The following is a 26032-nucleotide window of genomic DNA, read 5'->3' as shown; positions in this document are numbered from 1 at the left end:
GCAACGCCAGCTACGCCCTGGTGCAGTCCTGCGATTCCACCGACACCAGCATGGTGGTGCAGGTCAGCCCGGGCAGCAGCACGGTGGCGCTGACCAGCAACCGGCACATCGACTCGCTCTTCGGCGACGGGCACGGCGGGGTGTGGGCCGCCGAAGTGGCCGCCATTCCCACCGACGGCCCGATCCAGCTGGTGCAGCTGCCCGGGCCGGGCCTGGTCCGGCTGCCGGCCGGCCTGAACCCGATCGCGATCTCCGGGCACCGGTTGATCGGGCTGACGGCGGCGGCCGGTGAGCGGCGCAGCGAGTCCTCGGGCACCCTGGTCAGCTACGACCTGACCACCCGGCGGCTGGGCCGCCCGCTCGGCCGGGCCAGCTCGCTGACCGTCGACCACAACGTGCTGATGTGGCTCGACGGGCCGTGCTCGGCGACCGCGCAGTGCCTGCTGTACCGCTACGACCTGGCCTCCGGGGCGGTGTCGGCACGCGGCTACCCGCTGCCCGTCCAGACCTCGATCGTCGGTGGCGTGCTCAGCCCGGACGGCAGCCGGCTGGCCTTTCCGCTGGCCCGGGCCTACGAGGGCCCGCACATCGACGACGCGGGCTTCGGGCCGCCGCTCGACGTGGCGGTGCTGCACCTGGACAGCGGCCGGCTGGAGACCGTCGGCGGCCTGACGCTGCCGCCCACCGAGCTGCCCGGGCTGGCCTTCACCGGCAACGGCGACTGGCTGGTCATCGCCGTGAACGAGGGCCGCCGGGCCGAGCTGCTGCTCTGGCGGGAGGGGGCGGCCAGGCTGCTGCGTCCGGACGTGCGGGTCGAGGACCTGATGTTGCAGTCGCCGCCGGTGCTCGCGGTGCCCCGCTGAGCCGGCCGACAGACCAGCCGGGCTCGAAGCGCCCGGTTCAGGATTTGTGCAGGTACTCGCTGCGGTCGGAGTCGAAGGACTCCCAGAGGAACTCCTGCAGCCCCGGATGGCCGGCCAGCTGCGGGTCGGCCTCGATCAGCCGCTGCGCCTCGGCCCGGGCCGCGCTGATCAGCGGGGCGTCGGCCAGCAGCGACAGCAGCTTCAGCTGGGACTTGCGGCCGGACTGGGCGGCGCCCAGCACGTCCCCCTCGCGGCGCTGGGCAAGGTCGAGTTCGGCGAGGGCGAACCCGTCGACGGTCTTGGCGACCTCGGCCAGCCGCTGCAGCGCCGGATGGCCGAACGGCAGCTGGCTGAGCATCAGGCACAGTCCGGGGTGCTCGCCACGGCCGACCCGGCCGCGCAGCTGGTGCAGCTGGGACACCCCGAACCGGTCGGCGTCCAGGATCACCATCAGCGAGGCGTTGGGCACGTTGATGCCGACCTCGATGACGGTGGTGGCCACCAGCACGTCGACCGTGCCGGCCGCGAACGCCGCCATCACCGCGCTCTTGTCCTCCGGCGGCATCCGGCCGTGCAACTGGGCCAGCCGCAGCCCGGCGAGCCGGCCGGAGCTGAGCTCGGCGTAACTGCCCAGCACGGAGGCGGTCTGCGGCTGGCCGTCGGCCGCGGCGCCGATGTCCTCGGCGTCGGACTCGTCGCCGATCCGGGGGCAGACCACGAACACCTGGCGGCCGGCGGCCACCTCCTCAGAGACGCGCTGCCAGACCCGCTCCAGCCAGTCCGGACGCTCGGTGACCGGCACCACGGTGCTGCTCACACTGCCCCGCCCACCCGGCAGCTCGTGCAGCTCGGAGGTCTCCAGGTCGCCGAAGACGGTCATCGCCACCGTGCGCGGGATGGGCGTCGCGGTCATCACCAGCAGGTGCGGCGGGGTGGCGGCCTTGCTGCGCAGCGCGTCCCGCTGCTCGACGCCGAACCGGTGCTGCTCGTCGATCACCACCAGGCCCAGCTCGGCGAACTGCACCTGGTCCTGGATCAGGGCGTGGGTGCCGACCACGATCCCGGCAGCTCCGGAGGCCAGCTCCAGCAACGCCGCGCGCCGGGCCGGCGCCGACATCGACCCGGTCAGCAGCACCACCTGGGTGCCCTGCTCGGCGCCGCCCAGCCGGCCGGCCTGGGCCAGCGGGCCGAGCAGCTCGGTGATGCTGTGCTCGTGCTGGGCGGCCAGCACCTCGGTGGGTGCCAGCAGCGCGGCCTGGGCGCCGGCGTCGACCACCTGCAGCATGGCCCGCAGCGCCAGCACCGTCTTGCCCGAGCCCACCTCGCCCTGCAGCAGCCGATGCATCGGGTGCTCGGCGGCGAGCTCGGCCTCCAGGATCGCGGCGATCTCGCGCTGCTCGCCGGTGAAGGTGAACGGCAGCCGGGCGTCGAAGGCATCGACCAGGCCGCCGGCGATCCGCGGCCGGGCCAGCGCCGGGTTGGCGGCGTTGGCGTGCCGGCGCTGGGCCAGCACCAGCTGGACGCCCAGCGCCTCGTCGAAGGCCAGCCGGCGGCGCGCCTGCGCGTACTCGGCTCTGGTGTCCGGCCGGTGGATGCGGCGCAGCGCGGTGTCCAGCCCGATCACCCCCACCCGGTCCCGGACGGCCGCGGGCAGCGGGTCCGGCACCGGGTCGAGGCTGTCGAGGACCAGCCGGACGCAGCGCGCGATCGTCCAGGACGGCAGCCCCGCGGCGGCCGGGTAGACCGGCAGCAGGGCGCCGGCGAAGTCCTGCAGCTGCTCGGCCGCCTCCGGGTCGATGCCGGCCGTGCCGTCCTCACCGGACTCGCCCAGCAGGATGTAGTCCGGTGAGTTCAGCTGCAGCTTGTTGCGGAACCGGGTCACCTTGCCGGCGAACATGCCCTGCCGGCCGGGCCGCAGGTCGCGTTCCCGCCACGGCTGGTTGAAGAAGCTCAGGGTGGCCCGGTGCCGCCCGGACCGGATCGAGACCTCCAGGATGTTCAGCTTGCGGCCCGGTATCCGGCGGGTGCTGGTGGACTCCACCTCGGCCAGCACGGTGACCTCGTCGCCCTCGACCAGCTGGGACAGGTCGGTCAGCTCGCCACGCTCGTTGAACCGGCGCGGGTAGTGCCGCAGCAGCTCGCCGACCGTGCTCAGCCCGAGGGCCTTCTCCACCGCCGTGCTCGCCTTGCCACCCAGCACCTCGCGCAGCAGCGTGCCCCGGGTTGCCATGGGGTCACTGTGCCAGAAGCCGGTGACGTGGCTGCCGACCCGGACCGGGGTGGTGCGTCCGGTCGGCTACTCGACGCCGATCAGCAGCGGGTACTTCGGCTGCCCCCCGACGAACACGTTGACCTCCACCAGCGGGTGCCGGCTGCGCAGGTAGCTGTGCACCGCCTGCGCCGCGGCCGAGGCCCCCCGGTCCGAGCCGGACAGCACCGTCACCAGCTCGCCGCCGGCGGCCACCAGCCGGCGGACCAGGCTGATGCCGACCTTCGCCACGTCCAGCCCGATCTCGACCACCTCGCCGTCGATCAGGCCGAGCACGTCGCCGGCCGAGCACCGCCCGGCGTAGGTGATCGAGTCCCGGACGGCGATGGTGACCTCGGCGAACCTGGTGGCGGCGGCGGCCTCGGCCAGGGCGATCACGTTGTCCTCGAAACGCCGGCTGTCGTCGTGCACCGCCACCGCGGCCAGCCCCTGCACCGGCGACTTGGTCGGCACCACCGCGACGGTTACGCCGCGCTGGCGGGCCCGGGTGGCGGCCGCCTCGGCCACCTCGCGCACCGCCGAGGAGTTCGGCAGCAGGATCACCTGGCCGGCGGCGGTGGCGAGGATCTCGGCCAGCACGTCGGCGGTCAGCGGACCCCGGCCGCCCGGGCCGCCGTCGACCACCGCGACGCCCTCGGAGCGGAACAGGTCGGCCAGCCCATCCCCGGGCGCCACCGCGACCAGCGCGGTGCCCGTCTGGCCGGGCTCGGCGGGGTGGGCCGCCGCGCCGTCGGAGAGGTGGTCGGCGAACCGGACCACGGTGATCCGGTGCGGCCGGCCGGCCTCGATGCCGGCCTCGATGGCCGCCCCCACGTCGTTGACGTGCACGTGCACGTTGAACAGCCCGTCGCCGCCGCCGACCACCACCAGCGAGTCGCCGAGCTCGCCGAGAACCTGCTTCAACGGCCCCAGCGCGGTCTCCGGCGCGTGCAGCAGGTACTGCACCTCGTAGCCGAACTCCGGGCTGCCGGCCTCGCGCACCGCTTCCAGCGCCTGCCGGTTGCGGACCGGCAGTCGGGCCGGCGCGTGCCGGCCGCCCTGGCCGGTGACCACCGTGGCGAGCGCCTCCAGCAGCACCACCAGCCCGCAGCCACCGGCGTCGACGACCCCGGCCTCGGCCAGCACCGCCAGCTGCTCGGGGGTGTCGGCGAGCGCGGCCGCGGCGCCAGCGGCGGCCGCGGCGGCCACCGCGGACAGCTCCGGCGACTCGCCCAGCTGCGCCGCGGCGTCCGCACCGCCCCGGGCCACCGTCAGCATGGTGCCCTCGACCGGCTCGGCGACCGCGGCGTAGGCGGCCTCGCTGGCCAGCCGGAGCCCCGCGGCCAGCTGCCGCCCGTCGGCCTCCACGGCGCCCTGGCACGCCTCGGCGAGGCCGGCCAGGATCTGCGAGACGATCACCCCGGAGTTGCCCCGGGCGTTCATCAGGGCGCCCTTGGCCATCGCCGCCAGCACCCCGCCGGCGGTCGGCGAGCGGTCGGTGGCCACCGCGTCGGCGGCGCCGCGCAGGGTCAGCACCAGATTGGTGCCGGTGTCACCGTCCGGGATCGGGAAGACGTTCAGGTCGTCGATCTCGCCGCGGCGGGCCTCCAGCTCGTCCACCGCTGCGGTGCACCAGCGGCGCACCGCCGAGGCGTCGAGCAGCGTGAGCATCTGGCGCACCTTCCAGCCGGCACCCCGACGGGGCTTTCTCTGGCCGACACCATACTGTGCCGGAAGCGATACCGGCCGGTGTTCGGGCCGTGCCGGACCCAGGCTCGCCGCGTCCCTACCGGGTCCGCGGCGCCGGCGTCGGTGGCGGCCCTTCCGGCGGCCGGTTTTGCAGAGCGCCGAGGGGCCTCGCTACACTTGGCCGGTTGTCCGAATGATCCATCGAAACACTCACCCGAACTTGAGGAGGCCATAGTGGCCAGCCACTGCGATGTCTGCGGCAAGGGGCCCGGCTTCGGCATGTCCGTCTCGCACTCGCACCGCCGCACCCACCGCCGGTGGAACCCGAACGTGCAGACCGTCCGCGCACTGGTCGCTCCGGGCACCCGGCGCCGGGTCTCGGTGTGCACCTCCTGCCTGAAGGCGGGCAAGGTCACCCGCGGCTGATCCCAGCGCTTACCGGGCCGGTTCCCTCATCGAGGAGCCGGCCCGTTTCGTTTCCCCGTCCGGGCGCGGCTGTCTCCCCGGGCGCGGCCGGTCAGCGGAAGTGCTGGTGCCCGGCGTGCGCCCAGCGCAGCCCGTCCACCCGCACCCCGGAACCCTCGTTGACCATGCCGACCACCTGCCAGCTGTCGGGCAACCGGGTGTCGTTGGGGAAGGTCGCCACCAGCGCGTAGTCGTCGCCGCCGCCCAGCACCCACATCATCGGGTCGGTGTTGAGCGCGGAGGAGACGTCGCGCAGCTTGGCCACCGGCTCCAGGGCGTCGCGGCGCAGGTCGATGCGCACCCCGCTGGCCTCGGCGAGGTGGCCCAGGTCGGCGACCAGGCCGTCGGAGACGTCGGTCATCGCGGTCGCCCCCAGCTCGGCGGCCCGGATTCCCTCCCGGTAGGGGGGTTCGGGCCGGCGGTGGGCGTTGACCACCTGCACCGGCGAGCGGAAGCCGCGCGAGAGCACCGCGTAGCCGGCCGCCGCCCAGCCGAGCCGGCCGGTGACCGCGACCAGGTTGCCGGGCCGGGCGCCGGACAGCCGGACCGGCCGGCGGCCCTGCAGGTCACCGAACGCGGTCACCGCCAGCACGATCGTCTCGGCCGCGCTGACATCGCCGCCGACCACGGCGGCCCCGACCTCGGCGCACTCCTCGGCGAAGCCGGCCACCAGCGAGTCCAGCCAGCTCAGCTCCAGGTCCGGCGGGGCGGCCAGGCCCACCAGCAACGAGCTGGGCTGGGCGCCCATCGCGACGATGTCGGCGAAGTTGCGGGCCACCGCCTTGTGGCCGATGTCGTTGGCGGTCGACCAGTCGCGGCGGAAGTGCCGGTTCTCGATCAGCAGGTCGGTGGAGACCACCACGTGCCCGTCCGGGCAGGCCAGCACCGCCGCGTCGTCGCCGGGGCCCACCACGGCGGACTCGGCCGGCGGCAACGCGGCGGTGATCCGCCGGATCAGGCCGAACTCGCCCAGCTCAGCGATCGTTCTCGGCTCGGAAATCGGTACCAGCCTCCAGTGCGTGCGGCCGCTCGCCCGGCAGCGGTTCTCCCCTGCCCGGACGGTGTGCACCCCCATGATCCTCGACCGGCGGCAACCGCCGGCAGCCGGATCCGCACGGTGTGACCGGGCCGCGTTGCGCTAGGTTCTCAGGTGCTCGACGCTGACGACGAAAGGACCCTGCCGTGCCAGATTCGGTGAGCGCCTACATCCTGATCCAGACTGAGGTGGGCAAGGCCGCCTCGGTGGCGCAGGAGATCGCCAACCTGCAGGGCGTCACGATGGCCGAGGACGTCACCGGCCCGTACGACGTGATCGTGCGTGCCGAGGCGGCGAACATGGACGAGCTGGGCCGGATGGTGGTGGCCAGGGTGCAGGGCGTCTCGGGCATCACCCGGACCCTGACCTGCCCGGTGGTCCACATCTAGCGCCCGATCCAGCCACGGGACGAGCCATCGACTCCGCACGACGCCGAGCCGCGCTGATCGCCACCGCGATCGCGGCCCCGGTCACGGTCCTGCTGGCGTTCCTGCTGTCGGCCGGCCACACCGACTCGCCCGGCGGCCGGTCGCCGAGCGCGGCCCCGTCCGGCTCGGTGCTGCCGGCGGTGAGCGTGCCGGCTCCCCCACCGCCGGACGCGGCCACCCAGGCGGCCTGCGTCAAGGTGTTCGCCAAGCTGCCGGTGCAGCTGGGCGGGCTGGCGCCGCGCCGCACCGACACCGACTCCTCCTTCGTCGCCGCCTGGGGCAACCCGGCCGTGGTGGTCCGCTGCGGGGTGGCCAGGTCCAGCGTCTTCGGCACTCCGCAGGCCGCCCAACTGGTGGAGGTCGACTCGGTGCTCTGGCAGCCCGACCCGCAGCGGGACCGGACGATCTACACCACGGTGGACCGCAGTGTGGCCATCGACGTCACGGTGCCGGCCGGCGCCGACCAGCCGTTGCCGCTGCTGGCCCCGGCGGTGTCGGCACTGCCGGCGCTGTGCACCGCGACCGACGCGGCCGGCAATCCCGGCGCGGCATTGCCGATCTGCCGGCCCGGCAAGTAGGCCAGTCGACCTGGGCCGGGCGAGGGGGCCGGCGAGCCAGGCAGGCCGATCGGCCGGGCAGGCGGATCAATCGGGGCTGGCCGGGCGGGTCAGCCGTTCCGGCGGGCCAGCGCGGTGGCGATCAGCCGGTCCAGCAGCTCGGGGTAGCTGACCCCGCTGGCCTCCCACATCTTCGGGTACATCGAGATGGCGGTGAAGCCGGGCATGGTGTTCACCTCGTTGAGCACCAGCCGGCCCTCGGCCGTGAGGAAGAAGTCGACCCGGGCCAGGCCCGCGCAGTCCAGCGCCCGGAAGGCCCGGCAGGAGGCGTCCTGGATCGCCCGGACCGCCTCGGTGCCGACCTCGGCCGGCACGTCGAAGTCCGAGGCGTCCTCGAGGTACTTGGCTTCGAAGCTGTACCAGTCGTAGTCCGAGTGCAGCCGGATCTCGGCCGGCAGCGACGCCGACACCGTGCCGTCGGCGTCCTGCAGCACCCCGCACTCGATCTCCCGGCCGGCCACCGCCGCCTCCAGCAACACCTTCGAGTCGTGTTCGAAGGCCAGCTTCAGCGCGGCCGGCAGCTCGTCGGCGGTCCGCACCTTGGAGATGCCGATGCTGGAACCGGCCCGGGCGGGCTTGACGAACAGCGGCAGGCCCAGCTCGGCCACCGCCCGCTCGTCGAGTAAGTCCCCCGGCCGCAGCACCAGGTAGCGCCCCACGTCCAGCCCGGCGGCGGCCAGCATGGTCTTGGCGAACGCCTTGTCCATCGCCGCGGCGCTGGCCAGCACGCCCGAGCCGACGTAGTCCACCCCGGCCATCTCCAGCAGCCCCTGGATGGTGCCGTCCTCGCCGTAGGCGCCGTGCAGCACCGGAAAGACCAGGTCGACGCTGTCCAGCACCGCGATCGCCGAGGCGGCGTCGAACACCGCGACCTCGGCGCTGCCGGGCCGCAGCGCGAGCTCGGTGCCGGCCGGCAGCACCTCGGGCAGCGTCTGGCCGGTGATCTGCAGCTGCCGGGGCTCGACCTCGGTACGCACCCAGCCGCCGTCCCGGGTGATGCCCAGGGTGAGCACCTCGTACTTGGCGGGGTCGAGTGCCGCCAGCACGCTGCCGGCGCTGAGCACCGAGATCGGGTGTTCGGCGCTGCGGCCGCCGTAGACGACGGCGATCCGGATTCGTGGAGCCATGGCCTTCCAGGCTAGCCGAGACCTACTCGCTCTTGGTGGAACGGCTCATCAGCAGCCGGGCCGCGTCCACCGGCGCCAGGCTGCCGTAGCAGACCGAGTCCATCACCCGGGTGATCGGGACGTCGATGCCGTGCCGGCCGGCCAGTTCCAGCACCGACCGGCAGGACTTCACCCCCTCCGCCACCTGGCCGTGGGTGGCCTGCTGGGCCTGCTCCAGGCTCTCGCCCTTGCCCAGCCGCTCGCCGAAGCTGCGGTTGCGCGACAGCGGCGAGGCGCAGGTGGCCACCAGGTCGCCCAGGCCCGCGAGCCCGGCGAAGGTGACCGGGTCGGCACCGAGCGCCAGTCCCAGCCGGGACGTCTCGGCCAGCCCGCGGGTGATCAGCGAGGCGATGGTGTTGTTCCCGAAGCCCATTCCGGCAGCCATCCCGCAGGCCAGCGCGATGACGTTCTTGACCGCGCCGCCCAGCTCGGTGCCAACCACGTCGATGTTGGTGTACGGGCGGAAGTACGGGGCGTTGCAGGCCTGCTGCACGAAGGCGCCGCGGTCGGTGTCGGTGCAGGCCACCACGGTGGCGGTCGGCTGCTCCATGGCGATCTCGCGGGCCAGGTTCGGTCCCGACACCACCGCCACCCGGTCGGCCTCGGCGCCGGCCACCTCGCTGATCACCTCGCTCATCCGCTTGACGGTGCCCAGCTCGATGCCCTTCATCAGGCTGACCAGGGTCGCCTCGGGCGGGATCAGGCCGGCCCAGCCGGCCAGGTTCTCCCGCAGCGCCTGGGACGGCACCGCCAGCACCACCAGGTCGGCGCCGTCGATCGCCTCGGCGGCGTCGGCGGTCGCCCGCAGCGCCGGCGGCAGCGCCAACCCCATCAGGTAGTCCGGGTTGACGTGCTCGCGGCTGATGGTCTCGGCCAGCTCCGGGCGGCGGGCCCAGATCACCGTGTCGGTGCCGGCGTCCACCAGCACCTTGGCGAAGGTGGTGCCCCAGGAGCCGGAGCCCAGCACCGCGGCGCGGGTCACGACCGGCCCTCCCGGGCCGCCGGACGCTGGTAGAACTCGGCCGGCGGCTCTTCGCCGCGGATGCCGGCGACCAGGTCGCGGACGTCGGTCATGATCCGGTCGGTCATCTCGTGCAGCACCGCCGAGGTCGGCGCGCTGCCGGCGAAGCCGGACAGGTCCACCGGCTCGCCGGCGGCGATGGTGATCCGCTTGCGCGGCAGCGGCCGGAACCGGCGGCCGTAGACGTCGAGGAAGTGCTGGGCACCCCACTGCCCGACCGGGATCACCGGCACGCCGGGCGCCAGCAGCGCCAGCCGGGCCACCCCGGTCTTGGCCTGCATCGGCCAGAAGCCGGGATCGCGGGTCACGGTGCCCTCCGGGTAGATCAGCACCATCTCGCCGCGCCCCAGCGCCTCGACGGCGCCCTGCAGCGCCTGCCCGGCGTCGGCGGTGTCGCGGTGCACCGGGATCTGGCCGGCGCCGGCGACGATCCGGCCGAGGCCGAACGGCAGCCGGAACAGGCTGGCCTTGGCCAGGTAGCGCGGCACCCGGCCGGCGTCCCAGACGAACCGGGCGAAGATCAGCGGGTCGGCGTAGGAGATGTGGTTGACCGCCACGATGGCCGGTCCAGTGGCCGGGATCCGCTCCAGGCCGATCCAGCGGCGCCGGAACAGCAGGCTGACCAGGGGATAGACCAGCAGGACGGCGAACCGCATGTACGGTCCCACCCGCTCGGCATGCCGTACCAATCGAGTTCCCTTCCGCCTCTTGCTGTCTCGGGTTGCTGTCCCGGGCGCCGGCCCGGATGCGCTCCCCGGCGGGTGCGAGTCTGCCACCGCCGTGCCCTGGTGGCAGCATCTTGGGAGTGCAGTGGCGAGTTCTGGTACCGATCAAGCACGGCGCGCCGGCCAAGACCCGGCTGCGGGCCGCCATCCGCGAGGACGTCCAGCATGCCGACCTGGTCCGGGCCATCCAGCTCGACACTCTGGACGCGGTGCTGGCGCTGCGCACCCATCCCCTGGTGGGCGGGCTGTTCGTGGTGTCGGGACAGCCGGCCGCCGCGCTGCCGGTCGAGATCGAGATCCTGCCCGACGCCGGCGGCGGCCTGAACCCCGCGCTCGCCGCGGCCGCCGCCGAGCTCGCCCGGCGCTTCCCCGCCGACGGGGTGGTGGCGCTGGTCGGCGACCTGCCGGCGTTGCGGGCCGCCGATCTGCTGGCGGTGCTGTACATGGCGCCGGTGGACGGCCGCGGTTTCGTCCGGGACTCCGAGGGCAGCGGGACCACCCTGCTGGCCGCCGGGCCGGGCGTGCTGCTGGACCCGATGTTCGGCCCGGACTCCGCGCAGCGGCACCTGGCCTCCGGGGCGGCCGAGCTGCCCGCCGCGGCCAGCCTGCGCTGCGACGTGGACTCGGTGGCGGACCTGCGCCGGTGCCTGGAGCTGGGCGCCGGGGTGCTGACCTCGCAACTGGTGGCCGACCTGGTGTGAACGGCATTCTCCCTCCCCCGGCTCCGGCGGGCAGAATGACCCCATGACCGACACAGTTGCCTCCGCGCCGTCCCCGGCCGGTTCCGTCGTCCCGGAGCCGGAACAGTCGGCGCCGCCGGCATCCCAGCCCGAGGTCGAGCTTCCCGAGGACCGGTTCTCCAACCGGGAGATGTCCTGGCTGAACTTCAACGCCCGGGTGCTCGCGCTGGCCGAGGACCGCCGCCAGCCGCTGCTGGAGCGGATGAAGTTCCTGGCCATCTTCGCCAGCAACCTCGACGAGTTCTACATGGTGCGGGTGGCGGGGCTGAAGCGGCGGCTGGAGATGGGGCTGGCGGTGCGCGGGCCGGACGGGCTCACCACCCGCGAGACCCTGATGATGATCGGTGAACGCAGCCGTGAGCTGATGGCGCGGCACTCCCGCTGCTTCGACTCCGACATCGAGCCGGCGCTGGCCGCCGAAGGCATCCGGATCCTGAACTGGGAACACCTCGATCCCGGCCAGCAGCGGGAGCTGACTGAGTACTTCCACTCCCAGGTCTTTCCGGTGCTCACCCCGCTGGCGGTCGACCCGGCGCACCCGTTCCCCTACATCTCCGGGCTCTCGCTCAACCTCGCGGTGCTGGTCCGCGAGCCGGGTTCGGAGCTGGACAAGTTCGCCCGGGTGAAGGTGCCCAACAACGTGCCCCGGTTCGTCATGGTGGACAAGACCCCGGAGACGGCGGGCTTCCTGCCGCTGGAAGAGCTGATCGCGGCCCACCTGTCGGCGCTGTTCCCGGGGATGCACATCGTGCAGCACCACCTGTTCCGGGTCACCCGCAACACCGACTTCGAGGTGGAGGAGGACCGCGACGAGGACCTGCTGCAGGCCCTGGAGCGCGAGCTGGTGCGGCGCCGGTTCGGCCCGGCGGTCCGGCTGGAGGTGGCCGACAACATCGCCGAAGAGGTGCTGGACCTGCTGACCAGCGAGATCGACGTGCAACCGGAGGAGGTGCTGCGGGTACCGGGCCTGCTCGACCTCGGCGCGCTCTGGCAGGTCTATGACCTGGACCGGCCGTCGCTGAAGGAGAAGCCGTTCGTGCCGGCCACCCATCCGCGCTTCGTCGACGGCGAGACGCCGAAGTCGGTGTTCGCCACCCTGCGCGACGGTGACGTGCTGGTGCACCACCCCTACGAGTCGTTCGCCACCAGCGTGCAGCGCTTCATCGAGCAGGCCGCGGCCGACCCGAACGTGCTGGCGATCAAGCAGACGCTGTACCGGACCTCGGGCGATTCCCCCATCGTGGACGCCCTGATCGACGCCGCCGAGGCCGGCAAGCAGGTGATGGTGCTGGTCGAGATCAAGGCACGCTTCGACGAGCAGGCCAACATCAAGTGGGCCAAGGCGCTGGAGCGGGCCGGCTGCCACGTGGTGTACGGCCTGGTGGGCCTCAAGACCCACTGCAAGACCTCGCTGGTGGTGCGCTCCGAAGGCGGCTCGCTGCGCCGCTACGCCCACATCGGGACCGGCAACTACCACCCCAAGACCGCGCGGTTGTACGAGGACCTGGGCCTGTTCACCGCCGACGAGAAGATCTGCGCGGACCTGACGGACCTGTTCAACGTGCTCACCGGCTACTCCCGCCAGACCGAGTACCGGACGCTGCTGGTGGCACCGCAGGGTCTGCGTCCCGGGCTGCTGGCCCGCATCGAGCGCGAGATCGCCCATGCCCGGGCCGGCCGAGCCGGCCACATCCAGATCAAGTGCAACCACCTGGTGGACGAAACCCTGATCGACGCGCTGTATCAGGCCTCGCAAGCCGGTGTCCGGGTGGAGTTGATGGTGCGGACCTTCTGCACCATCAAGGCCGGCGTGCCCGGGCTGAGCGAGAACATCACGGTCCGTTCGGTGCTGGGCCGGTTCCTGGAGCATTCCCGGATCTTCTACTTCGCCAACGACGACCAGCCCGAGTACTGGATCGGTTCGGCCGACCTGATGCACCGCAACCTCGACCGGCGGGTCGAGGTGCTCACCCAGGTCACCGGCGCCAACACCGAGCAGTTGCGCACCACCCTGGACCTGGCCTTCGACCCGGAGACCACTGCCTGGGAGTTGCAGCCGGACGACCAGTGGATCCGCCGCGGCGGCAGCCGGCCGGTGGACTACCAGCAGGTGCTGCTGGCCCGGCTCGCCTCCCGCGGCGGCACGTGAGCGGCGCGACGCAGGCCCGAGCCACCCCGGCGGCCGGCGGGGTGCTGTGGCGCCAGGACGGCGACCGGGTGCTGGTGGCGGTGGTGCACCGGCCGCGCTACGACGACTGGTCGCTGCCGAAGGGCAAGCTGCATCCCGGCGAGCATCCGCTGGCCGGGGCGGCCCGCGAGGTGGCCGAGGAGACCGGCGCCCGGGTCGAGGTCGGCCGCCGGCTTGCGTCGGTGGAATACCCGTTCGGCGACGACGGCGCGATCAAGCAGGTGTCCTACTGGGCGATGCGCTACCGCGACGGTGAGCACGCCCCTGGCGACGAGGTGGACCGGCTGCGCTGGGCCACCGTGGCCGAGGCCACCCAGCAGTTGAGCTATCCGGCCGACCGCGGGGTGCTGGCCGATTTCGCCCGGCTGCCCGGCGACACCCGGACGTTGTTGCTGCTGCGGCATGCCAAGGCCGGCAAGCGCTCGGACTACTCCGGTGACGATCGGCTCCGGCCGCTGGACAAGATGGGCCGGCGGCAGGCGCGTGACTCGGTCGCGGCGCTGCTGGCCTTCGCTCCGCAGCGGGTGCTGGCCGCCGACCGGGTGCGCTGCGAGCAGAGCGTCCGGCCGGTGGCCGACCAGCTGGGCCTGCCGGTGCACAGCGCCCCCGCGCTGTCCGACGAGGCGTGGGACAAGGACCCGGACGCGGGCCTGGCGGCGGTCCGGGAGCTGCTGGCCCAGCCGGGTACCACCCTGATCTGCAGCCAGGGCGAGACGATCCCGGCACTGCTCGAGCAACTCGGGGTGCCGGGGGCGCCGCATCCGTGCCGCAAGGGTTCGGTGTGGGCGCTGTCGGTCGCCGACCGCGGCGTGGTCGCGGCGGACTACTACCCGCGCCCGTACTCCTGACCGGCGCCGAACCGCCCGGTTCGCACAGGCAATCCGGGCCGGCACCGGATGGCGGGCCGGCCGGCGCCTGATCAGCCGGAACGCTTGGCGGGCGTCCGCTTGCTCGCTGCCTTGGCCGGCTGGGCTGCCGGGGCGGCCTTCGCGGCGCCGGCCTTGGCGGCGGTCGTCCGGCCGGCGGATGCCTTGGCCGGGGCGGCCTTGGCGGATGCCTTGGCGGCCGGGGCGGCCTTGGCGCCCGCTGCCTTGGTGCTTGCGGCCTTGGTGCCCGCTGCCTTGGTGCCAGTGGTCTTGGTGCCGGTGGTCTTCGTGCCGGTTGCCTTGGCCGCGCTCGCCTTGGCCGCGCTCGCCTTGGCTGCACCCGTCTTGGCCGGCGACTCCTTGGCCGGGGCGGCCTTGGCGGTTGCCCTGCCCGCGGTTGCCTTGGCGGCACTGGCCTTGCTCGCCACCGCCTTGCCGGCAGCCTTGCCCGCCGCGGTGACCGCACCCGAGGCCGCCTTGGCGGCACCAGCCGCACCGGAGGCTGCCTTGGTGGCAGCAGCCCTGGCCGGAGCGGCCTTCGCGGCCGCCACCTTGGGCAGCTTCTTCGCGCCGCTGGTCACGGCCTTGAACTCGGCACCGGCCCGGAACGCCGGGACCGAGGTCTTCTTGACCTTGACGCTGGCGCCGGTCGCGGGGTTGCGCGCGGTCCGCGCACCCCGGTCCCGCTTCTCGAACGAGCCGAAACCGGTGATAGCCAGCTTCTCTCCCCTGACCACGACGGCGTAGATCTCATCGAGCACGGCGTCGAGTGCGGTGCCGGCCGACTTCTTGTCCGAACCGAGACGGCTCGCCAGCGCCTCGATGAACTGAGCCTTGTTCACGTGTCCTCCCAGGACGCCGGTCGGCCACCGTGGCCAACCTTCCGCAGGAACGGTAAGGCGTGGCTGCCCGAGAAACAACGCAATCGGTTGTGTCGCAAGCCCGATCCCGGCCGCGGAGCGGCGCGCGGCAGGCCAGGAGCATGCCGGGAACAGCCCTCGTCGCAGGCCGGAGCAGGCTCCGCCGCAGGCCGGAGCAGGCTCCGCCGCAGGCCCGGATCAGGCCATATAGCAGGCCTGGAGCAGATCAGGCGCAGCTCAGCGGGGTTGCGCCACCGGCAGCCACGGCTGGCGGCCCTGCTCGTAGCGGTCGATGGCGGCGGTGTCGCGCAGCGTCAACGCGATGTCGTCCAGCCCTTCCAGCAACCGCCAGCGGGTGTAGTCGTCGAGCTCGAAGCCGTGCACCTCGGCCAGCCAGCGCACCTGCCGCTGTCGCAGGTCGACGGTCACCTCGACGCCCGGGTCGTCATCGACGTCGTCGAGCAACCGCTGCACGACCGGCTCCGGCAGCACCACGGTCAGCAACCCCGCCTTGAGCGAGTTGCCCCTGAAGATGTCGCCGAAACGCGAGGAGATGACCACCCGGAATCCGTAGTCCCAGAGCGCCCATACCGCGTGCTCGCGTGACGAGCCGGTGCCGAAGTCGGGGCCGGCCACCAGCACCGACGCACCAGCATGGCGTTGCCGGTTCAGCACGAAGTCCGGTTCGTCGGCACGCCAGGCCTGGAACAGCGCGTCGGCGAAGCCGGTCCGGGTGATCCGCTTGAGGTAGACCGCCGGAATGATCTGGTCGGTGTCGACATTGCTGCGCCGCAACGGCACGGCCCGGCCGGTGTGCACGGTGAAGGTGTCCATGTCTTTCCTGCCCTACAGATCGGCCGGGCTGGTCAGGCGCCCGGTGACGGCGGTGGCCGCGGCTACCGGCGGCGAGACCAGGTGGGTCCGGCCGCCCTTGCCCTGGCGGCCTTCGAAATTGCGGTTCGAGGTCGAGGCGCTGCGCTCGCCCGGAGCGAGCTGGTCGGGGTTCATGCCCAGGCACATCGAGCAGCCGGCCTGGCGCCACTGCGCCCCGGCCGCGGTGAACACCGCGTCCAGCCCCTCCCGCTCGGCCTGCTCGCGGACCCGCATGGAGCCCGGCACCACCAGCATCCGCACCCCGTCGGCCACCGTGCGGCCACGCAGCACCGCGGCGGCGGCCCGCAGGTCCTCGATCCGTCCGTTGGTGCACGAGCCGAGGAAGACGGTGTCGATCTCGATGTCGCGCAGCGGCGTGCCGGCCGACAATCCCATGTACGACAGGGCCTTCTCGGCCGACACCCGCTCGGACTCGGTGGCGAAGCCGGCCGGATCCGGCACCCGCTCGGACAGCGGCGCGCCCTGGGCGGGGTTGGTTCCCCAGGTGACGAACGGGCTGATGTCCTCGGCCGACAGCCGCACCTCGGCGTCGAAGACCGCGTCCGGGTCGGTGACCAGGGTGCTCCAGTAGGCCACCGCGGCGTCCCACTCGGCACCGGTCGGTGCGTGCGGGCGGCCGCGCAGGTAGTCGAAGGTGGTCTGGTCCGGGGCGATCAGGCCGGCCCGGGCTCCCCACTCGATGCTCATGTTGCACACGGTCATCCGGCCTTCCATGCTCATCTGCCGGAACACCTCGCCGCGGTACTCCACCATGTAGCCCTGGCCGCCGCCGGTGCCGGTCCGCGCGATCACCGCGAGGATGACGTCCTTCGGGGTGACCCCCGGCGGCAGCTGGCCGTCGACGGTCACCGCCAAGGTCTGAGGGCGTTCCAGCGGCAGCGTCTGGGTGGCCAGCACGTGCTCCACCTGGCTAGTGCCGATGCCGAAGGCCAGCGCCCCGAACGCGCCGTGCGTGGAGGTGTGCGAGTCGCCGCAGACCAGCGTCATGCCCGGCTGGGTGATGCCCAGCTGCGGCCCGATCACGTGCACGATGCCCTGCTCGGAATGCCCCATCGGATACAGGGTGATGCCGAATTCCTCGCAGTTGCGGCGCAACGTCTCGATCTGGGTCCGGCTGACCGGGTCGGCGATCGGCGCGAGCAGGTCGGTGGTAGGGACGTTGTGGTCCTCGGTGGCCAGGGTCAGCTCCGGCCGGCGGACGGTCCGGCCGGCCAGCCGCAGGCCGTCGAAGGCCTGCGGGCTGGTCACCTCGTGGACGAGGTGCATGTCGATGTAGAGCAGGTCGGGCTCACCGGCGCCGCTGCGCACCAGGTGACTCGACCACAGTTTCTCCGCCAGCGTGCTGCCCATCGCCACTCTCCCACCTCGTGCCGGTCGCCGGTGTCGCGACCCTTGCGTCTCAATATATGAGACTCTAGTATCGCTATATGGGACAGCATAGCGGCATCGGCGTGCTTGACAAGACGGTGGCCGTGCTCAACGCGGCCGCCGCCGGGCCGGCCGGCCTCGCCGATCTGGTGGAGCGCACCGGAATCCCGCGGGCGACCGCGCACCGGCTGGCGGTGGCGCTGGAGGTGCACCGGTTGCTGGCCCGCGACCGGGACGGCCGGTTCGTGCCTGGGCCGCGACTCGCCGAGCTGGCCGCGGCCGCCTCGGATCCGTTGCTGGAACGGGCGGACGAGGTGCTCGCCTGGCTGCGCGACACCGCTGGCGAGAGTGCCCAGCTCTACCGCCGGGACGGGCTGGACCGGGTCTGCGTGGCCACCGCCGAACGGGCCAGCGGGCTGCGGACCACCGTGCCGCTGGGTGCCCGGCTGCCGATGACCGCGGGCTCGGGCGCCCAGGTGCTGTGCGCCTGGGAACCGCCGGCGACGATCGCCCTGCTGCTCGAGCAGGCCGAGTTCAGTGACCGGACGCTGGCCGAGGTGCGCCGGCGCGGCTGGGCCCAGTCGATCGGCCAGCGCGAGGCGGGCGTGGCCTCGGTGTCGGCGCCGGTGTTCGGGACCGGGCGGCAGGTGATCGCGGCCATCTCGGTGTCTGGGCCGGTCGAGCGGCTGGGCCGCTCACCGGGACAGCGGTTGGCACCGGTCCTGGCGGCCGCGGCGCAGCGCCTGCACGCCGGCGATTCCTGAGCGCGTCGGACGCCACCGGGGGTACCGCCCACTTCGGCAGCCAGCGCCGGTGTCTTACGACGGCACCGCCTCCGGACAGGCCCATGCCCTCCGGACAGGCCCATGCCCTCCGGACAGTTTCGTGCCCGGGACAGCACGAGGGGGCAGTCGCGTCGCGACTGCCCCCTCGTGGCCGTTCATCCCAGGCACGCAGGCGGCCTGGGCAGCGCCCGGGTCAGTGGAGAGCGCCCCGCTTTCCGCCGACCCGCTGCCAGATCAGCAGCGCGATGACCGCACCGATGATCGAGCCGATGATGCCGGACGGCTGGAAGAAGCCGTCGTCGCCATCCTTGTGGAAGATCAGGTAGCCGAGGAAGCCACCGATGAACGAGCCGACGATGCCGAGCAGGATCGTTGCGAGGATGCCGATGTCCTGCCGCCCGGGCACCAGCAGCCGGGCGATCGCGCCGGCGATCAGGCCGATGATGATGAGAGAGATGATCAAACCGAGCATGAGGCACACTCCTTAGATAACTGACGGGGACGGACGGGCTCACCGACGGCTGGTCCCCCGGTGAGCCCGGTGGGACGAGCCGGCCGGCGCTCAGTCCTTGAAGGCGTCCTTGACCTTCTCGCCTGCCTGCTTGAGGTTGCCCTTGACCTGGTCGGTCTGGCCCTCGGACTCCAGGCGGTCATCGCCGGTGGCCCGGCCCGCGTGCTCCTTGGCTACACCGCCGACCTCTTCGGCCTTGTTCTTGGCCTTGTCCAATGCACTCATGAATTCTCCTCCTCCAACGGGACACCGCTTCGGGCGTCGCTGGTTCTTGCACGGCCGGCATGACCCTCAGCTTGAGAGTGATTTTACCGGCCGAGCCTGGGTGACCGTCAGGACAGCGCGGTCAACTGGGTAGCTGCTGGCACCGGCTCATCGCCGATGACCAGCGAAACAAGTCGTTCGAGCCGTTCGTGCGCGAGCCGTTCGGTGAGCTCGGGCAGCGCGCCGATCGGCGATCCGCGCAGGTGCAGGCGGGATTCCCGCACCACCTCGACGATCGCGGTGAGAGACAGCCGGTCTTCGAACTCGCGGAACAGCCGCTCGACGATGTCGGCGAAGGACCGGTCGTGGTAGTGCGGTTCGTCTTCGGGTGAGATACGGGCATCGGGCAGTGTGGTCATGCGGACCTCGGATCAACCGGAGGTGTAACGCAACCGCGGCACCAGCCCATGAGCTCAGGAGTACCGAATGAGTACCGGGTGGCTCAGCGTGCCCCGCCAGCAGCGTCGACCTGCATCGAACGGAATCGTTCCCGGCTGGCTGCATAGCCGATCTGATCATTCTAGCCGGTGCTGGCCCGGTTGGGGATAGATGTCGAAACAACGCGCCCGGATTGTCGGTGTAACGGGTGATTACTTCCCGTCGCGGGCCTCCAGCGCGGCCAGGATCGCCTCGGTCACCCGGTCCGCCGGCTGGTCGGCGGCCATCTCGATCAGCAGCCGCTGGGCCCGGTAGTGCTCGATCAGCGGGCGGGTCTCGGCCTCGAAGACCCGCAACCGGTCCGCGATCACCTCGGCGGTGTCGTCGCTGCGGCCCGCCGACTCGGCACGCTCCAGCAGCCGGCGGACCAGTTCCTGCTCCGCCACGGCGAGGAAGAGCACGGACTGCAGGCCGGCCCCGGACTCGGCCAGCGCGGCATCGGCCGACACCGCCTGGGCGACCGACCGGGGGAAGCCGTCCAGGATGTAGCCGCCGGCCTCGGCCGCGCTCAGCACCGCCGGGAGCATCAGGTCGGAGATCAGCTCGTCGGGCACCAGCCGGCCCGCGTCCAGGCAGCCGGCCACCTGCCGGCCCAGGTCGGTGCCGGCCCGCACCTCGGCTCGCAGCAGGTCACCGGAGGCGATGTGCGGCACGCCGTAGTGCCGGGCCAGCCGCTGGCCCTGGGTTCCCTTGCCCGAACCCGGCCCGCCCAGCAGCATCGTCCTCATCGCGGCCGTCCCGGCCGGGCGTCCGGAGCGCACCGCGCGGCGTCGGCGGGCACGGTGTCGACGGCGTTCACCGGCTGAGCTGCTGCTCGGCCTCGGCGAGCAACCGCACCACCGACAGCCCCAGCCGCACGTCGCAGGGATGGCTCGGTGCCGGCTGGCCGGCGGCCTCGGCGAGTTCCCGGGCCGCGACGGACAGCGCCTGGGTGGGGTCACCGCGTTCCGGCAGCTCCACCCGGCCGTCCGGGCCCCACACCGTCAGGCTCACCTGCGCGGCGGCCTCCGGGGTGGCGATGCTGACCGCGCAGCTGCTGCTCACCCCGCCGGCGTGCCGCAGGATCAGGTGCACCAGGTCGCCCCGGCCGGGCCGGGCGGTGATCTCCTCGACCTCCCCGAGTGCCCCGATGAGCATCGCCAGCGCATGCGGCCCGACGTCCCACAGCCCGCCCTTGTCGTGCCGCCACGGGGTGTCGAAGGGGCTGCCGGGCGCGAAGGCCGAGCCGAGCCACAGGCCCGCCGCGCCGCACCAGTCCGAGCGCTGCGTCACCTGCTCCAACCAGCGCCGCTGGCCGGCGTCGAAGCGTCCGGTGAAGAAGACCACCGAGGCGACGCCGGCCTCGGCGACCGCGTCGGCGAGCGTCTGCGCCGCGGGCAGCGACACCGCGATCGGCTTCTCCAGCAGCAGGTGCTTGCCGGCCCGGGCGGCACGCAGCGCCAGCTCGGCCTGCACCTGGGGCGGCACCGAGAAGGCGACCGCGTCCACCGCGTCGAACAGCTCGGCCACCTCGTCGTAGCCGGTGGTGGCCAGCTCGTCGGCCAGCGCCCGGGTCTTGGCCGGATCCCGGCCCCAGATCCCGGCCAGTTCCACCGAAGGTTCGCGGTTCAGGCCGGCCGCGTGGGTGACCCGTGCCCAGTGGCCGTTGCCGACCAGTCCTACCCGCAGGCTCATCGCGTGCTCCCGTCTGCCTGGGCCCACTCTGCCATCCGCGCGACGGCGGCCGGACCGCCGGCTGCTCGATCTCGGATCCGCTCTGCCCGCCAGGGCCCTGTGCAACGGATACGAGTCCGCGCGGGACCGGCGCCGCGGACCGGCCGGACGGCGGTGCCAGACTTGGGGCCATGACCATCTCCGGCGAGCACCCGTTCCTGCCGCCGGAGTCCGACCGCAGCCCGGTCCGGCGGCTGCGCGGCCGGTTGCCCTCGCCGGTGACGCTGTGGACCGCGGGCGCGGCGGGCGAGCGGGCCGGGCTGACGGTCTCGTCGCTGCTGGTCGCCGACGGCCAGCCCGGGTACGTCGCCGGCGTGCTGGATCCGCTGTCGGAGTTGTGGGACGCGCTGCGCGCCACCGGCTCGGCAGTGGTCAGCGTGCTGAGCTGGCAGCACCGGCAGCTGGCCGACGCCTTCGGCTACGTCGCTCCCGCGCCGGGCGGCCCGTTCCGGCTGGCCGACTGGACCCAGACCGAGTGGGGCCCGGCACTGGCCGGCGCGACCGGCTGGGCGGGGTGCCGGCTCGGTGACCGGCCGCCGGTCGAGCTGGGCTGGGGCCTGCTGGTCCAGCTGGAGGTGGCACACGCCGAGTTCGGCGAGGACGCCCCGCCGCTGATCCACCGGCGGGGCCGGTACCTGACGGTGCCCGGCGAGAATCCGGGCGGCTAGCTGCCAGGCGGCGGCTAGCTCCGGGCCGGAATCGCTAGCTGCGGGGCTTGTAGGCGGCAAGCAGGGCGCGCCAGGTGCGCGCCTCGATAATGCCGTTGGCCGGCAGCCCGCGCGCCGCCTTGAACCGGTTCACCGCAGCCACCGTGGCCGCGTCGTAGCGTCCGGTGATCGGCTTGTTGAAGGCCCGCTGCACCGCCATGATCGGGCCGCCGCGCATGCCCGGGAACATGGTGGCACCGGAGTACTTCACCAGCTCCTGCATCGCCGGCGACGAGCCGCCCGGGGCGCTGACCTTGCGGTAGCGCGGGCACGGGGTGGGCCGGAAGGTGCCGTAGTCGCCGGACCAGTTCAGGTCGCTCGGGCGGCACGGCCCGTAGTCGGTGGCCGCCCAGACATGCCGGCTCCAGAACGAGGTGCGGCCGATCGCGCCGTTCCAGGACAGCGAGAAGTGCATGTGGTCGCGGTGGCAGGCGGTGTCGTACGCGGGCTGCGGGGTGCTGAAGCAGCCGTGGTACTCCTCCCACTTGCCGCTCCAGGAGCCCCAGATCTTGTTGTTCCAGATCATGTACATCAGGCCCATCCGCCGGGCGTTGGCGAACGTGTTGCCCCAGCGGTCGGTGGCCAGCAGGAACTTAACCACCATGTAGGCCTGCATGCCCTGCACCGGGTTGCGCACCGAGTTCATCCAGTCCAGGGCTCGCGAGTCGTAGTGCTCGCTCGGGTCGGCACCGCAGTCGCGCGGACCGCCGAAGCTGGTGTTGGGGTAGGTCGCCACCAGCATCCGGCCCAGTGCCAGGGTGCCGGCCCGGTAGCCCGGCTGGCAGGCGATCTGCTCGACGTAGGGGGCCAGCGGCTCGATCGGGCTCAGCAGGCCGGCCGGCGCCTTCAGGCTCGGCACCACGATCGCGGCCGGGCTGGCCGGCGCGGCCGCCACCAGCACACCCCCGCTCAGCGTGGTCGCCAGGAGCAACAGCACTGCCTTCCGGACGGGCTTGTCGAGCAGGCGGAACAGGGTGGCGCGGCGCATCGGCATCTCCAGGGACGGGCTCTCGGCACGTTTCTCGGTCCAGGCTTCGGGGGTGCCTATCGGCGAAGGAGCCGGACGCTGAAGATGAATGCAGGATTTGACCGGAATCGGTGCCGGAGCGGCCGGCCTGGGAAAGCACCCTGGAAAGCACAAGAGCCTCCAGAGGATCTGGAGGCTCTTGATCGGGTAGCCCCGAAGGGATTCGAACCCTCGCTACCGCCGTGAGAGGGCGGCGTCCTAGGCCGCTAGACGACGGGGCCCTAGGTAGAACACGCTAACCGCTGAACTTTCTGCTGCACAAACCGCTGGATGCGGCTTCCGCGCTGGGGTACCAGGACTCGAACCTAGACTAACTGAACCAGAATCAGTTGGGCTGCCAATTACCCCATACCCCATTGCCTGCCCGTCCGAACTGCTGAACAAGCCGAGACGAGACTCTACCCGACGGCCGGCGCGCTACCGAAATCGGGCGTGGCTCGGCATGTCCTCCCGCCCTGTCGGGCTGGGTTACCCGGCCGGTCACCTGGCTCGTCCTCCGACCTGGTCTCGCGGTTCGGTCCGTCGGCTCAGTCCCTCAGCTCAGCCACCCGGTTCGGTCCGTCGGCTCAGTCCCCCAGCTCAGCCGCCCGATTGGGTCAGCCGGCCTGGGCGCTGCGCATCCTGGCCAGGGTGGTCTCCCGGCCCAGCAGCTGCAGCGACTCGAACAGCGGCGGCGAGACCTGCCGGCCGGTGACGGCCACCCGCAGCGGCCCGAAGGCACTGCGCGGCTTGAGCTGCAGCCGCTCCAGCAGCTCGGCGCGCAACGCCTGCTCGATCGCCTCGACGCTCCACTCCGCCAGCCCCTCCAGCGCCGGGATGGAGGCCGCCAGCACCGCCTGCCCGTCCGCGCCGAGCTGCTTGGCCACCGCCGGCTCGTCGCGGACGAAGTCGGAGTCGGCGACGAACAGGAAGCGCAGCATGTCCGCACCCTCGCCGAGGGTCTGCACCCGCTCCTGCACCAGCGGCGCCGCGCCGGCGATCAGGTCCAGCTCGGCCTGGCTCGGCTGCTCGCCGATCAGGCCGGCCCGGGCCAGATAGCCCCGCAACCGCCGGGCGAAGTCGTCCGGGGCGAGCAGCCGGACGTGGGTGGCGTTGATGGCCAGGCACTTCTTCGGGTCGAAGCGGGCCGGGTTGGTGGAGATCCGGCCGCCGTCGAAGGCGGCGACCAGCTCGTCCGGGGAGAAGATGTCGCGGTCCTCGGCGATCGACCAGCCGAGCAGCGCGAGGTAGTTGATCATGCCTTCGGGCAGGTAGCCCTCGTCGCGGTAGAGGTAGAGCGAGGCCTGCGGATCGCGCTTGGACAGCTTCTTGTTGCCCTCGCCCATCACGTAGGGCAGGTGGCCGAACTCCGGCACCGCCTCGGCGACGCCGATGTCGATCAGCGCCCGGTACAGCGCGATCTGGCGGGGCGTGGAGGGCAGCAGGTCCTCGCCGCGGATCACATGGGTGATCCGCATCAGCGCGTCGTCCACCGGGTTGACCAGCGTGTAGAGCGGCTCGCCGTTGGCCCGGACCACCACGAAGTCCGGGACGGTGCTGGCCAGGAAGCGGATCTCGCCGCGGACCAGGTCGTGCCAGCCGATCTCCTCCTCGGGCATCCGCAGCCGCAGCACCGGCTCCCGGCCCTCGGCGCGGTAGCCGGCTCGCTGCTCGGCGGTGAGGTCCCGGTCGAAGTTGTCGTAGCCCAGCTTCGGGTCCCGGCCGGCCGCCCGGTGCCGGGCCTCGGTCTCCTCGGCGGTGCTGTAGGACTCGTACAGGTGCCCGGCGGCCAGCAGCCGGTCCACCACGTCCCGGTAGACCTCCCGGCGCTCGCTCTGCCGGTACGGGCCGTACGGGCCGCCCACCTCGGGTCCCTCGTCCCAGTCCATGCCGAACCAGCGCAGCGTGTCCAGCAGCATCTCGTAGGACTCCTGGGTGTCCCGCGCGGCGTCGGTGTCCTCGATCCGGAAGACGAAGCTGCCGCCGTGGTGGCGGGCGAAGGCCCAGTTGAACAGGCAGGTGCGGATCAGGCCGACGTGCGGCACGCCGGTCGGCGACGGGCAGAACCGCACCCGGATGTCGGAACCGGTGGCGGCGCTCACTTGGCGCGGACCGGGTTGACGAGTTCACCAAGGCCGTCGATGGCGATGGTCACGGTGTCGCCGTCGGCGATCCGGCCGACGCCGTCCGGGGTGCCGGTGAGGATGACGTCGCCCGGGACCAGGGTCATCACATGCGAGACGAAGGAGACGATGGTGGCCACGTCGAAGATCATGTCGCGGGTGTTGCCGTCCTGCTTCACCTCGCCGTTGACCAGCGCCCGGACCCGCACCCCGCTCGGGTCGAAGCTGGTGTCGATCCACGGGCCGATCGGGCAGAACGAGTCGTAGCTCTTGGCGCGGGTGAACTGGACGTCGGCGCGCTGCTGGTCGCGGGCGGTGACGTCGTTGGCGCAGGTGTAGCCGAAGACCGCGCCCAGCGCCTGCTCGCGGGGCAGGTCCTTGGCGAGCTTGCCGATCACCAGCCCCAGCTCGGCCTCGTGCTCGACCTGGTCGGAGTCGGCGGGCAGCCGGATCACGTCCCGGGTGCCGATCACCGCGGTGGACGGCTTGAGGAAGATCAGCGGCCGTTCCGGGACGTCGGTGCCCATCTCGGCGGCGTGGGCGGCGTAGTTGCGGCCGACCGCGATCACCTTGCTGGGCAGGATGGGCGCCAGCAGCCGAACGTCGCCGATCGCGAACCGCTCGCCGGTGAACTCGATGGCGCCCATCGGGTGGTCCTTGATGGCGGCCACGGTGAGGGACTCCCACGGCGGGTTGGGCCCGGCCGAGGACGGGGACTCCACCACTCCCCAGGCGATCCCGCCGGGATGAACAAATCTCGCGATGCGCACGGACCACAGGCTACCGCCGGGCGATCGGCCCGGACGGGGTGCCCGGGGCCGGCCCGGGCGCCGGGCGTGCCGGATACTGGCTGGGTGAGCGAGCAGCTGAACGCGATCCCGCCGGCCCGCCGGCGGCGGCTGGCGCTCGCGCTGGCGCCACTCGGCGGGGTGCTGCTGGTTGCCGGGATGCTGGCCTTCTCCCGGCACGGTGTTGGCTGGATGCTGGCGGGCCTGCTGGTCGGGCTGCTGGCGCTGGTGCTGCTGGGGATCGCCTGGGGGCTTCGGCGGTCGGCGGCGCTCACCGAGGCCGCGGCGGCCGAGCAGCGGCTGGACGAGGTGCTGATGGCGGCGGCCGGGCCGTGCGGCGTGCCGGCCGGGGCGAGTGGCGCTGGCGGCGGTTCGACCGGGATGAGCCGCGCTGGCGGCGTACCGGCCGGGGTGAGCGGCGGCCGCTGCGGCAGCACCGGGTTGGCCTGCCCGGCCGGCAGCACGGCCGGCGGCTGCGGCGCGAGCTGCCTGGCCCGCTAACCGGCTGCCCGCGGGCGGATGT

Annotated in this window: 27 protein-coding genes and 2 tRNA genes; 10 read left to right on the top strand and 19 right to left on the bottom strand. The window is 72.7% G+C overall.

What is annotated here, in order from left to right; translation table 11 throughout:
* On the top strand, nucleotides 1–863 hold an 863-nt coding region (locus VLJ82_RS08880; protein WP_408662977.1), incomplete at its 5' end, for a hypothetical protein.
* Between the two features lie 37 nt (nucleotides 864–900).
* Here VLJ82_RS08880 and recG read toward each other — a convergent pair.
* Both recG and VLJ82_RS08870 read right to left on the bottom strand, forming a co-directional pair.
* A complete protein-coding gene (recG, locus tag VLJ82_RS08875; RefSeq protein WP_408662976.1) occupies nucleotides 901–3093 on the bottom strand; it encodes an ATP-dependent DNA helicase RecG in 2193 nt (730 codons plus the stop codon).
* A 66-nt stretch (nucleotides 3094–3159) separates the two neighbouring features.
* On the bottom strand, nucleotides 3160–4782 hold the full coding sequence (locus VLJ82_RS08870; RefSeq protein WP_408662975.1) for a DAK2 domain-containing protein: 1623 nt from the start codon (nucleotides 4780–4782) through the stop codon (nucleotides 3160–3162).
* Nucleotides 4783–5034: 252 nt separating this feature from the next.
* Between VLJ82_RS08870 and rpmB the strand changes: the two genes are divergently transcribed.
* The gene (gene rpmB, locus VLJ82_RS08865) at nucleotides 5035–5226 is read left to right on the top strand and encodes a 50S ribosomal protein L28 (protein ID WP_408662974.1); all 192 of its coding nucleotides are present in this window, start codon (nucleotides 5035–5037) and stop codon (nucleotides 5224–5226) included.
* Nucleotides 5227–5317: 91 nt separating this feature from the next.
* On the opposite strand, the gene VLJ82_RS08860 is transcribed toward rpmB, so the two are convergent.
* Complete coding sequence (locus tag VLJ82_RS08860; RefSeq protein ID WP_408662979.1) at nucleotides 5318–6265, bottom strand: thiamine-phosphate kinase; 948 nt, start codon at nucleotides 6263–6265, stop codon at nucleotides 5318–5320.
* 182 nt (nucleotides 6266–6447) lie between these two features.
* Here VLJ82_RS08860 and VLJ82_RS08855 point away from each other — a divergent pair, with 182 nt between their 5' ends.
* Both VLJ82_RS08855 and VLJ82_RS08850 read left to right on the top strand, forming a co-directional pair.
* Entirely contained in the window at nucleotides 6448–6690 is a 243-nt protein-coding gene (locus VLJ82_RS08855) for an Lrp/AsnC family transcriptional regulator (RefSeq protein WP_408662973.1), read from the top strand.
* A gap of 179 nt (nucleotides 6691–6869) precedes the next feature.
* Nucleotides 6870–7307, top strand: a complete 438-nt coding sequence (locus VLJ82_RS08850) for a DUF3515 family protein (RefSeq protein WP_408662972.1) — start codon at nucleotides 6870–6872, stop codon at nucleotides 7305–7307.
* Nucleotides 7308–7396: 89 nt separating this feature from the next.
* On the opposite strand, the gene VLJ82_RS08845 is transcribed toward VLJ82_RS08850, so the two are convergent.
* The 3 genes from VLJ82_RS08845 to VLJ82_RS08835 are packed head-to-tail and all read right to left on the bottom strand — an operon-like array spanning nucleotide 7397 to nucleotide 10189.
* Complete coding sequence (locus tag VLJ82_RS08845) at nucleotides 7397–8473, bottom strand: D-alanine--D-alanine ligase family protein (RefSeq protein WP_408662971.1); 1077 nt, start codon at nucleotides 8471–8473, stop codon at nucleotides 7397–7399.
* Nucleotides 8474–8495: 22 nt separating this feature from the next.
* Nucleotides 8496–9494 (bottom strand): NAD(P)H-dependent glycerol-3-phosphate dehydrogenase, encoded by a 999-nt coding sequence (locus VLJ82_RS08840; RefSeq protein ID WP_408662970.1) that lies wholly within the window; start codon nucleotides 9492–9494, stop codon nucleotides 8496–8498.
* Nucleotides 9491–10189 carry a lysophospholipid acyltransferase family protein gene (locus VLJ82_RS08835; RefSeq protein WP_408662969.1) on the bottom strand — a complete coding sequence of 233 codons (699 nt, stop codon included), beginning with the start codon at nucleotides 10187–10189 and terminating at the stop codon, nucleotides 9491–9493. The genes VLJ82_RS08840 and VLJ82_RS08835 overlap by 4 nt, the downstream gene beginning before the upstream one ends.
* Nucleotides 10190–10338: 149 nt before the next feature.
* Between VLJ82_RS08835 and cofC the strand changes: the two genes are divergently transcribed.
* Genes cofC through VLJ82_RS08820 form a run of 3 tightly spaced genes read left to right on the top strand, consistent with a single transcriptional unit; the run spans nucleotide 10339 to nucleotide 14034 of the window.
* A complete protein-coding gene (cofC, locus tag VLJ82_RS08830; protein ID WP_408662968.1) occupies nucleotides 10339–10959 on the top strand; it encodes a 2-phospho-L-lactate guanylyltransferase in 621 nt (206 codons plus the stop codon).
* A 43-nt stretch (nucleotides 10960–11002) separates the two neighbouring features.
* Nucleotides 11003–13147 carry an RNA degradosome polyphosphate kinase gene (locus VLJ82_RS08825; RefSeq protein WP_408662967.1) on the top strand — a complete coding sequence of 715 codons (2145 nt, stop codon included), beginning with the start codon at nucleotides 11003–11005 and terminating at the stop codon, nucleotides 13145–13147.
* Complete coding sequence (locus tag VLJ82_RS08820) at nucleotides 13144–14034, top strand: NUDIX hydrolase (protein WP_408662966.1); 891 nt, start codon at nucleotides 13144–13146, stop codon at nucleotides 14032–14034. The genes VLJ82_RS08825 and VLJ82_RS08820 overlap by 4 nt, the downstream gene beginning before the upstream one ends.
* A 71-nt stretch (nucleotides 14035–14105) precedes the next feature.
* On the opposite strand, the gene VLJ82_RS08815 is transcribed toward VLJ82_RS08820, so the two are convergent.
* The 3 genes from VLJ82_RS08815 to leuC all read right to left on the bottom strand — a co-directional run bounded on the left by VLJ82_RS08815 (nucleotide 14106) and on the right by leuC (nucleotide 17156).
* A complete protein-coding gene (locus VLJ82_RS08815; protein ID WP_408662965.1) occupies nucleotides 14106–14894 on the bottom strand; it encodes an HU family DNA-binding protein in 789 nt (262 codons plus the stop codon).
* Between the two features lie 255 nt (nucleotides 14895–15149).
* On the bottom strand, nucleotides 15150–15746 hold the full coding sequence (gene leuD / locus VLJ82_RS08810) for a 3-isopropylmalate dehydratase small subunit (protein WP_408662964.1): 597 nt from the start codon (nucleotides 15744–15746) through the stop codon (nucleotides 15150–15152).
* 12 nt (nucleotides 15747–15758) lie between these two features.
* The gene (gene leuC / locus VLJ82_RS08805; protein WP_408662963.1) at nucleotides 15759–17156 is read right to left on the bottom strand and encodes a 3-isopropylmalate dehydratase large subunit; all 1398 of its coding nucleotides are present in this window, start codon (nucleotides 17154–17156) and stop codon (nucleotides 15759–15761) included.
* A 77-nt stretch (nucleotides 17157–17233) separates the two neighbouring features.
* Here leuC and VLJ82_RS08800 point away from each other — a divergent pair, with 77 nt between their 5' ends.
* On the top strand, nucleotides 17234–17938 hold the full coding sequence (locus VLJ82_RS08800; RefSeq protein WP_408662962.1) for an IclR family transcriptional regulator: 705 nt from the start codon (nucleotides 17234–17236) through the stop codon (nucleotides 17936–17938).
* 214 nt (nucleotides 17939–18152) lie between these two features.
* Here VLJ82_RS08800 and VLJ82_RS08795 read toward each other — a convergent pair whose 3' ends face one another.
* The 5 genes from VLJ82_RS08795 to VLJ82_RS08775 all read right to left on the bottom strand — a co-directional run bounded on the left by VLJ82_RS08795 (nucleotide 18153) and on the right by VLJ82_RS08775 (nucleotide 20846).
* A complete protein-coding gene (locus VLJ82_RS08795) occupies nucleotides 18153–18431 on the bottom strand; it encodes a GlsB/YeaQ/YmgE family stress response membrane protein (protein WP_408662961.1) in 279 nt (92 codons plus the stop codon).
* Nucleotides 18432–18521: 90 nt separating this feature from the next.
* Nucleotides 18522–18695 (bottom strand): CsbD family protein, encoded by a 174-nt coding sequence (locus VLJ82_RS08790; protein ID WP_408662960.1) that lies wholly within the window; start codon nucleotides 18693–18695, stop codon nucleotides 18522–18524.
* A 107-nt stretch (nucleotides 18696–18802) separates the two neighbouring features.
* On the bottom strand, nucleotides 18803–19093 hold the full coding sequence (locus VLJ82_RS08785) for a three-helix bundle dimerization domain-containing protein (protein WP_408662959.1): 291 nt from the start codon (nucleotides 19091–19093) through the stop codon (nucleotides 18803–18805).
* Nucleotides 19094–19324: 231 nt separating this feature from the next.
* On the bottom strand, nucleotides 19325–19900 hold the full coding sequence (locus VLJ82_RS08780; RefSeq protein ID WP_408662958.1) for an adenylate kinase: 576 nt from the start codon (nucleotides 19898–19900) through the stop codon (nucleotides 19325–19327).
* 67 nt (nucleotides 19901–19967) lie between these two features.
* Nucleotides 19968–20846, bottom strand: coding sequence for a Gfo/Idh/MocA family protein (locus tag VLJ82_RS08775; RefSeq protein ID WP_408662957.1), 879 nt, complete (start codon nucleotides 20844–20846; stop codon nucleotides 19968–19970).
* A gap of 170 nt (nucleotides 20847–21016) precedes the next feature.
* Here VLJ82_RS08775 and VLJ82_RS08770 point away from each other — a divergent pair, with 170 nt between their 5' ends.
* A complete protein-coding gene (locus VLJ82_RS08770; protein ID WP_408662956.1) occupies nucleotides 21017–21553 on the top strand; it encodes a flavin reductase family protein in 537 nt (178 codons plus the stop codon).
* 34 nt (nucleotides 21554–21587) lie between these two features.
* On the opposite strand, the gene VLJ82_RS08765 is transcribed toward VLJ82_RS08770, so the two are convergent.
* The 5 genes from VLJ82_RS08765 to VLJ82_RS08745 all read right to left on the bottom strand — a co-directional run bounded on the left by VLJ82_RS08765 (nucleotide 21588) and on the right by VLJ82_RS08745 (nucleotide 25491).
* On the bottom strand, nucleotides 21588–22580 hold the full coding sequence (locus VLJ82_RS08765; RefSeq protein WP_408662955.1) for a peptidoglycan-binding domain-containing protein: 993 nt from the start codon (nucleotides 22578–22580) through the stop codon (nucleotides 21588–21590).
* Nucleotides 22581–22767: 187 nt separating this feature from the next.
* Nucleotides 22768–22840, bottom strand: a tRNA-Glu gene (locus tag VLJ82_RS08760).
* Nucleotides 22841–22903: 63 nt separating this feature from the next.
* A tRNA-Gln gene (locus VLJ82_RS08755) sits at nucleotides 22904–22975 on the bottom strand.
* A gap of 240 nt (nucleotides 22976–23215) precedes the next feature.
* The gene (gltX, locus tag VLJ82_RS08750; protein ID WP_408662954.1) at nucleotides 23216–24700 is read right to left on the bottom strand and encodes a glutamate--tRNA ligase; all 1485 of its coding nucleotides are present in this window, start codon (nucleotides 24698–24700) and stop codon (nucleotides 23216–23218) included.
* Complete coding sequence (locus VLJ82_RS08745) at nucleotides 24697–25491, bottom strand: fumarylacetoacetate hydrolase family protein (RefSeq protein WP_408662953.1); 795 nt, start codon at nucleotides 25489–25491, stop codon at nucleotides 24697–24699. The genes gltX and VLJ82_RS08745 overlap by 4 nt, the downstream gene beginning before the upstream one ends.
* 84 nt (nucleotides 25492–25575) lie before the next feature.
* Here VLJ82_RS08745 and VLJ82_RS08740 point away from each other — a divergent pair, with 84 nt between their 5' ends.
* Complete coding sequence (locus tag VLJ82_RS08740) at nucleotides 25576–26010, top strand: hypothetical protein (protein WP_408662952.1); 435 nt, start codon at nucleotides 25576–25578, stop codon at nucleotides 26008–26010.
* Nucleotides 26011–26032 lie beyond the last annotated feature (22 nt).

It is taken from the genome of Jatrophihabitans sp. (assembly GCF_035474675.1).
GTDB lineage: Bacteria > Actinomycetota > Actinomycetes > Mycobacteriales > Jatrophihabitantaceae > Jatrophihabitans_A.
Note: the sequence above shows the minus strand (reverse complement) of the source record. Positions and strands in the feature narration are given on the sequence as shown.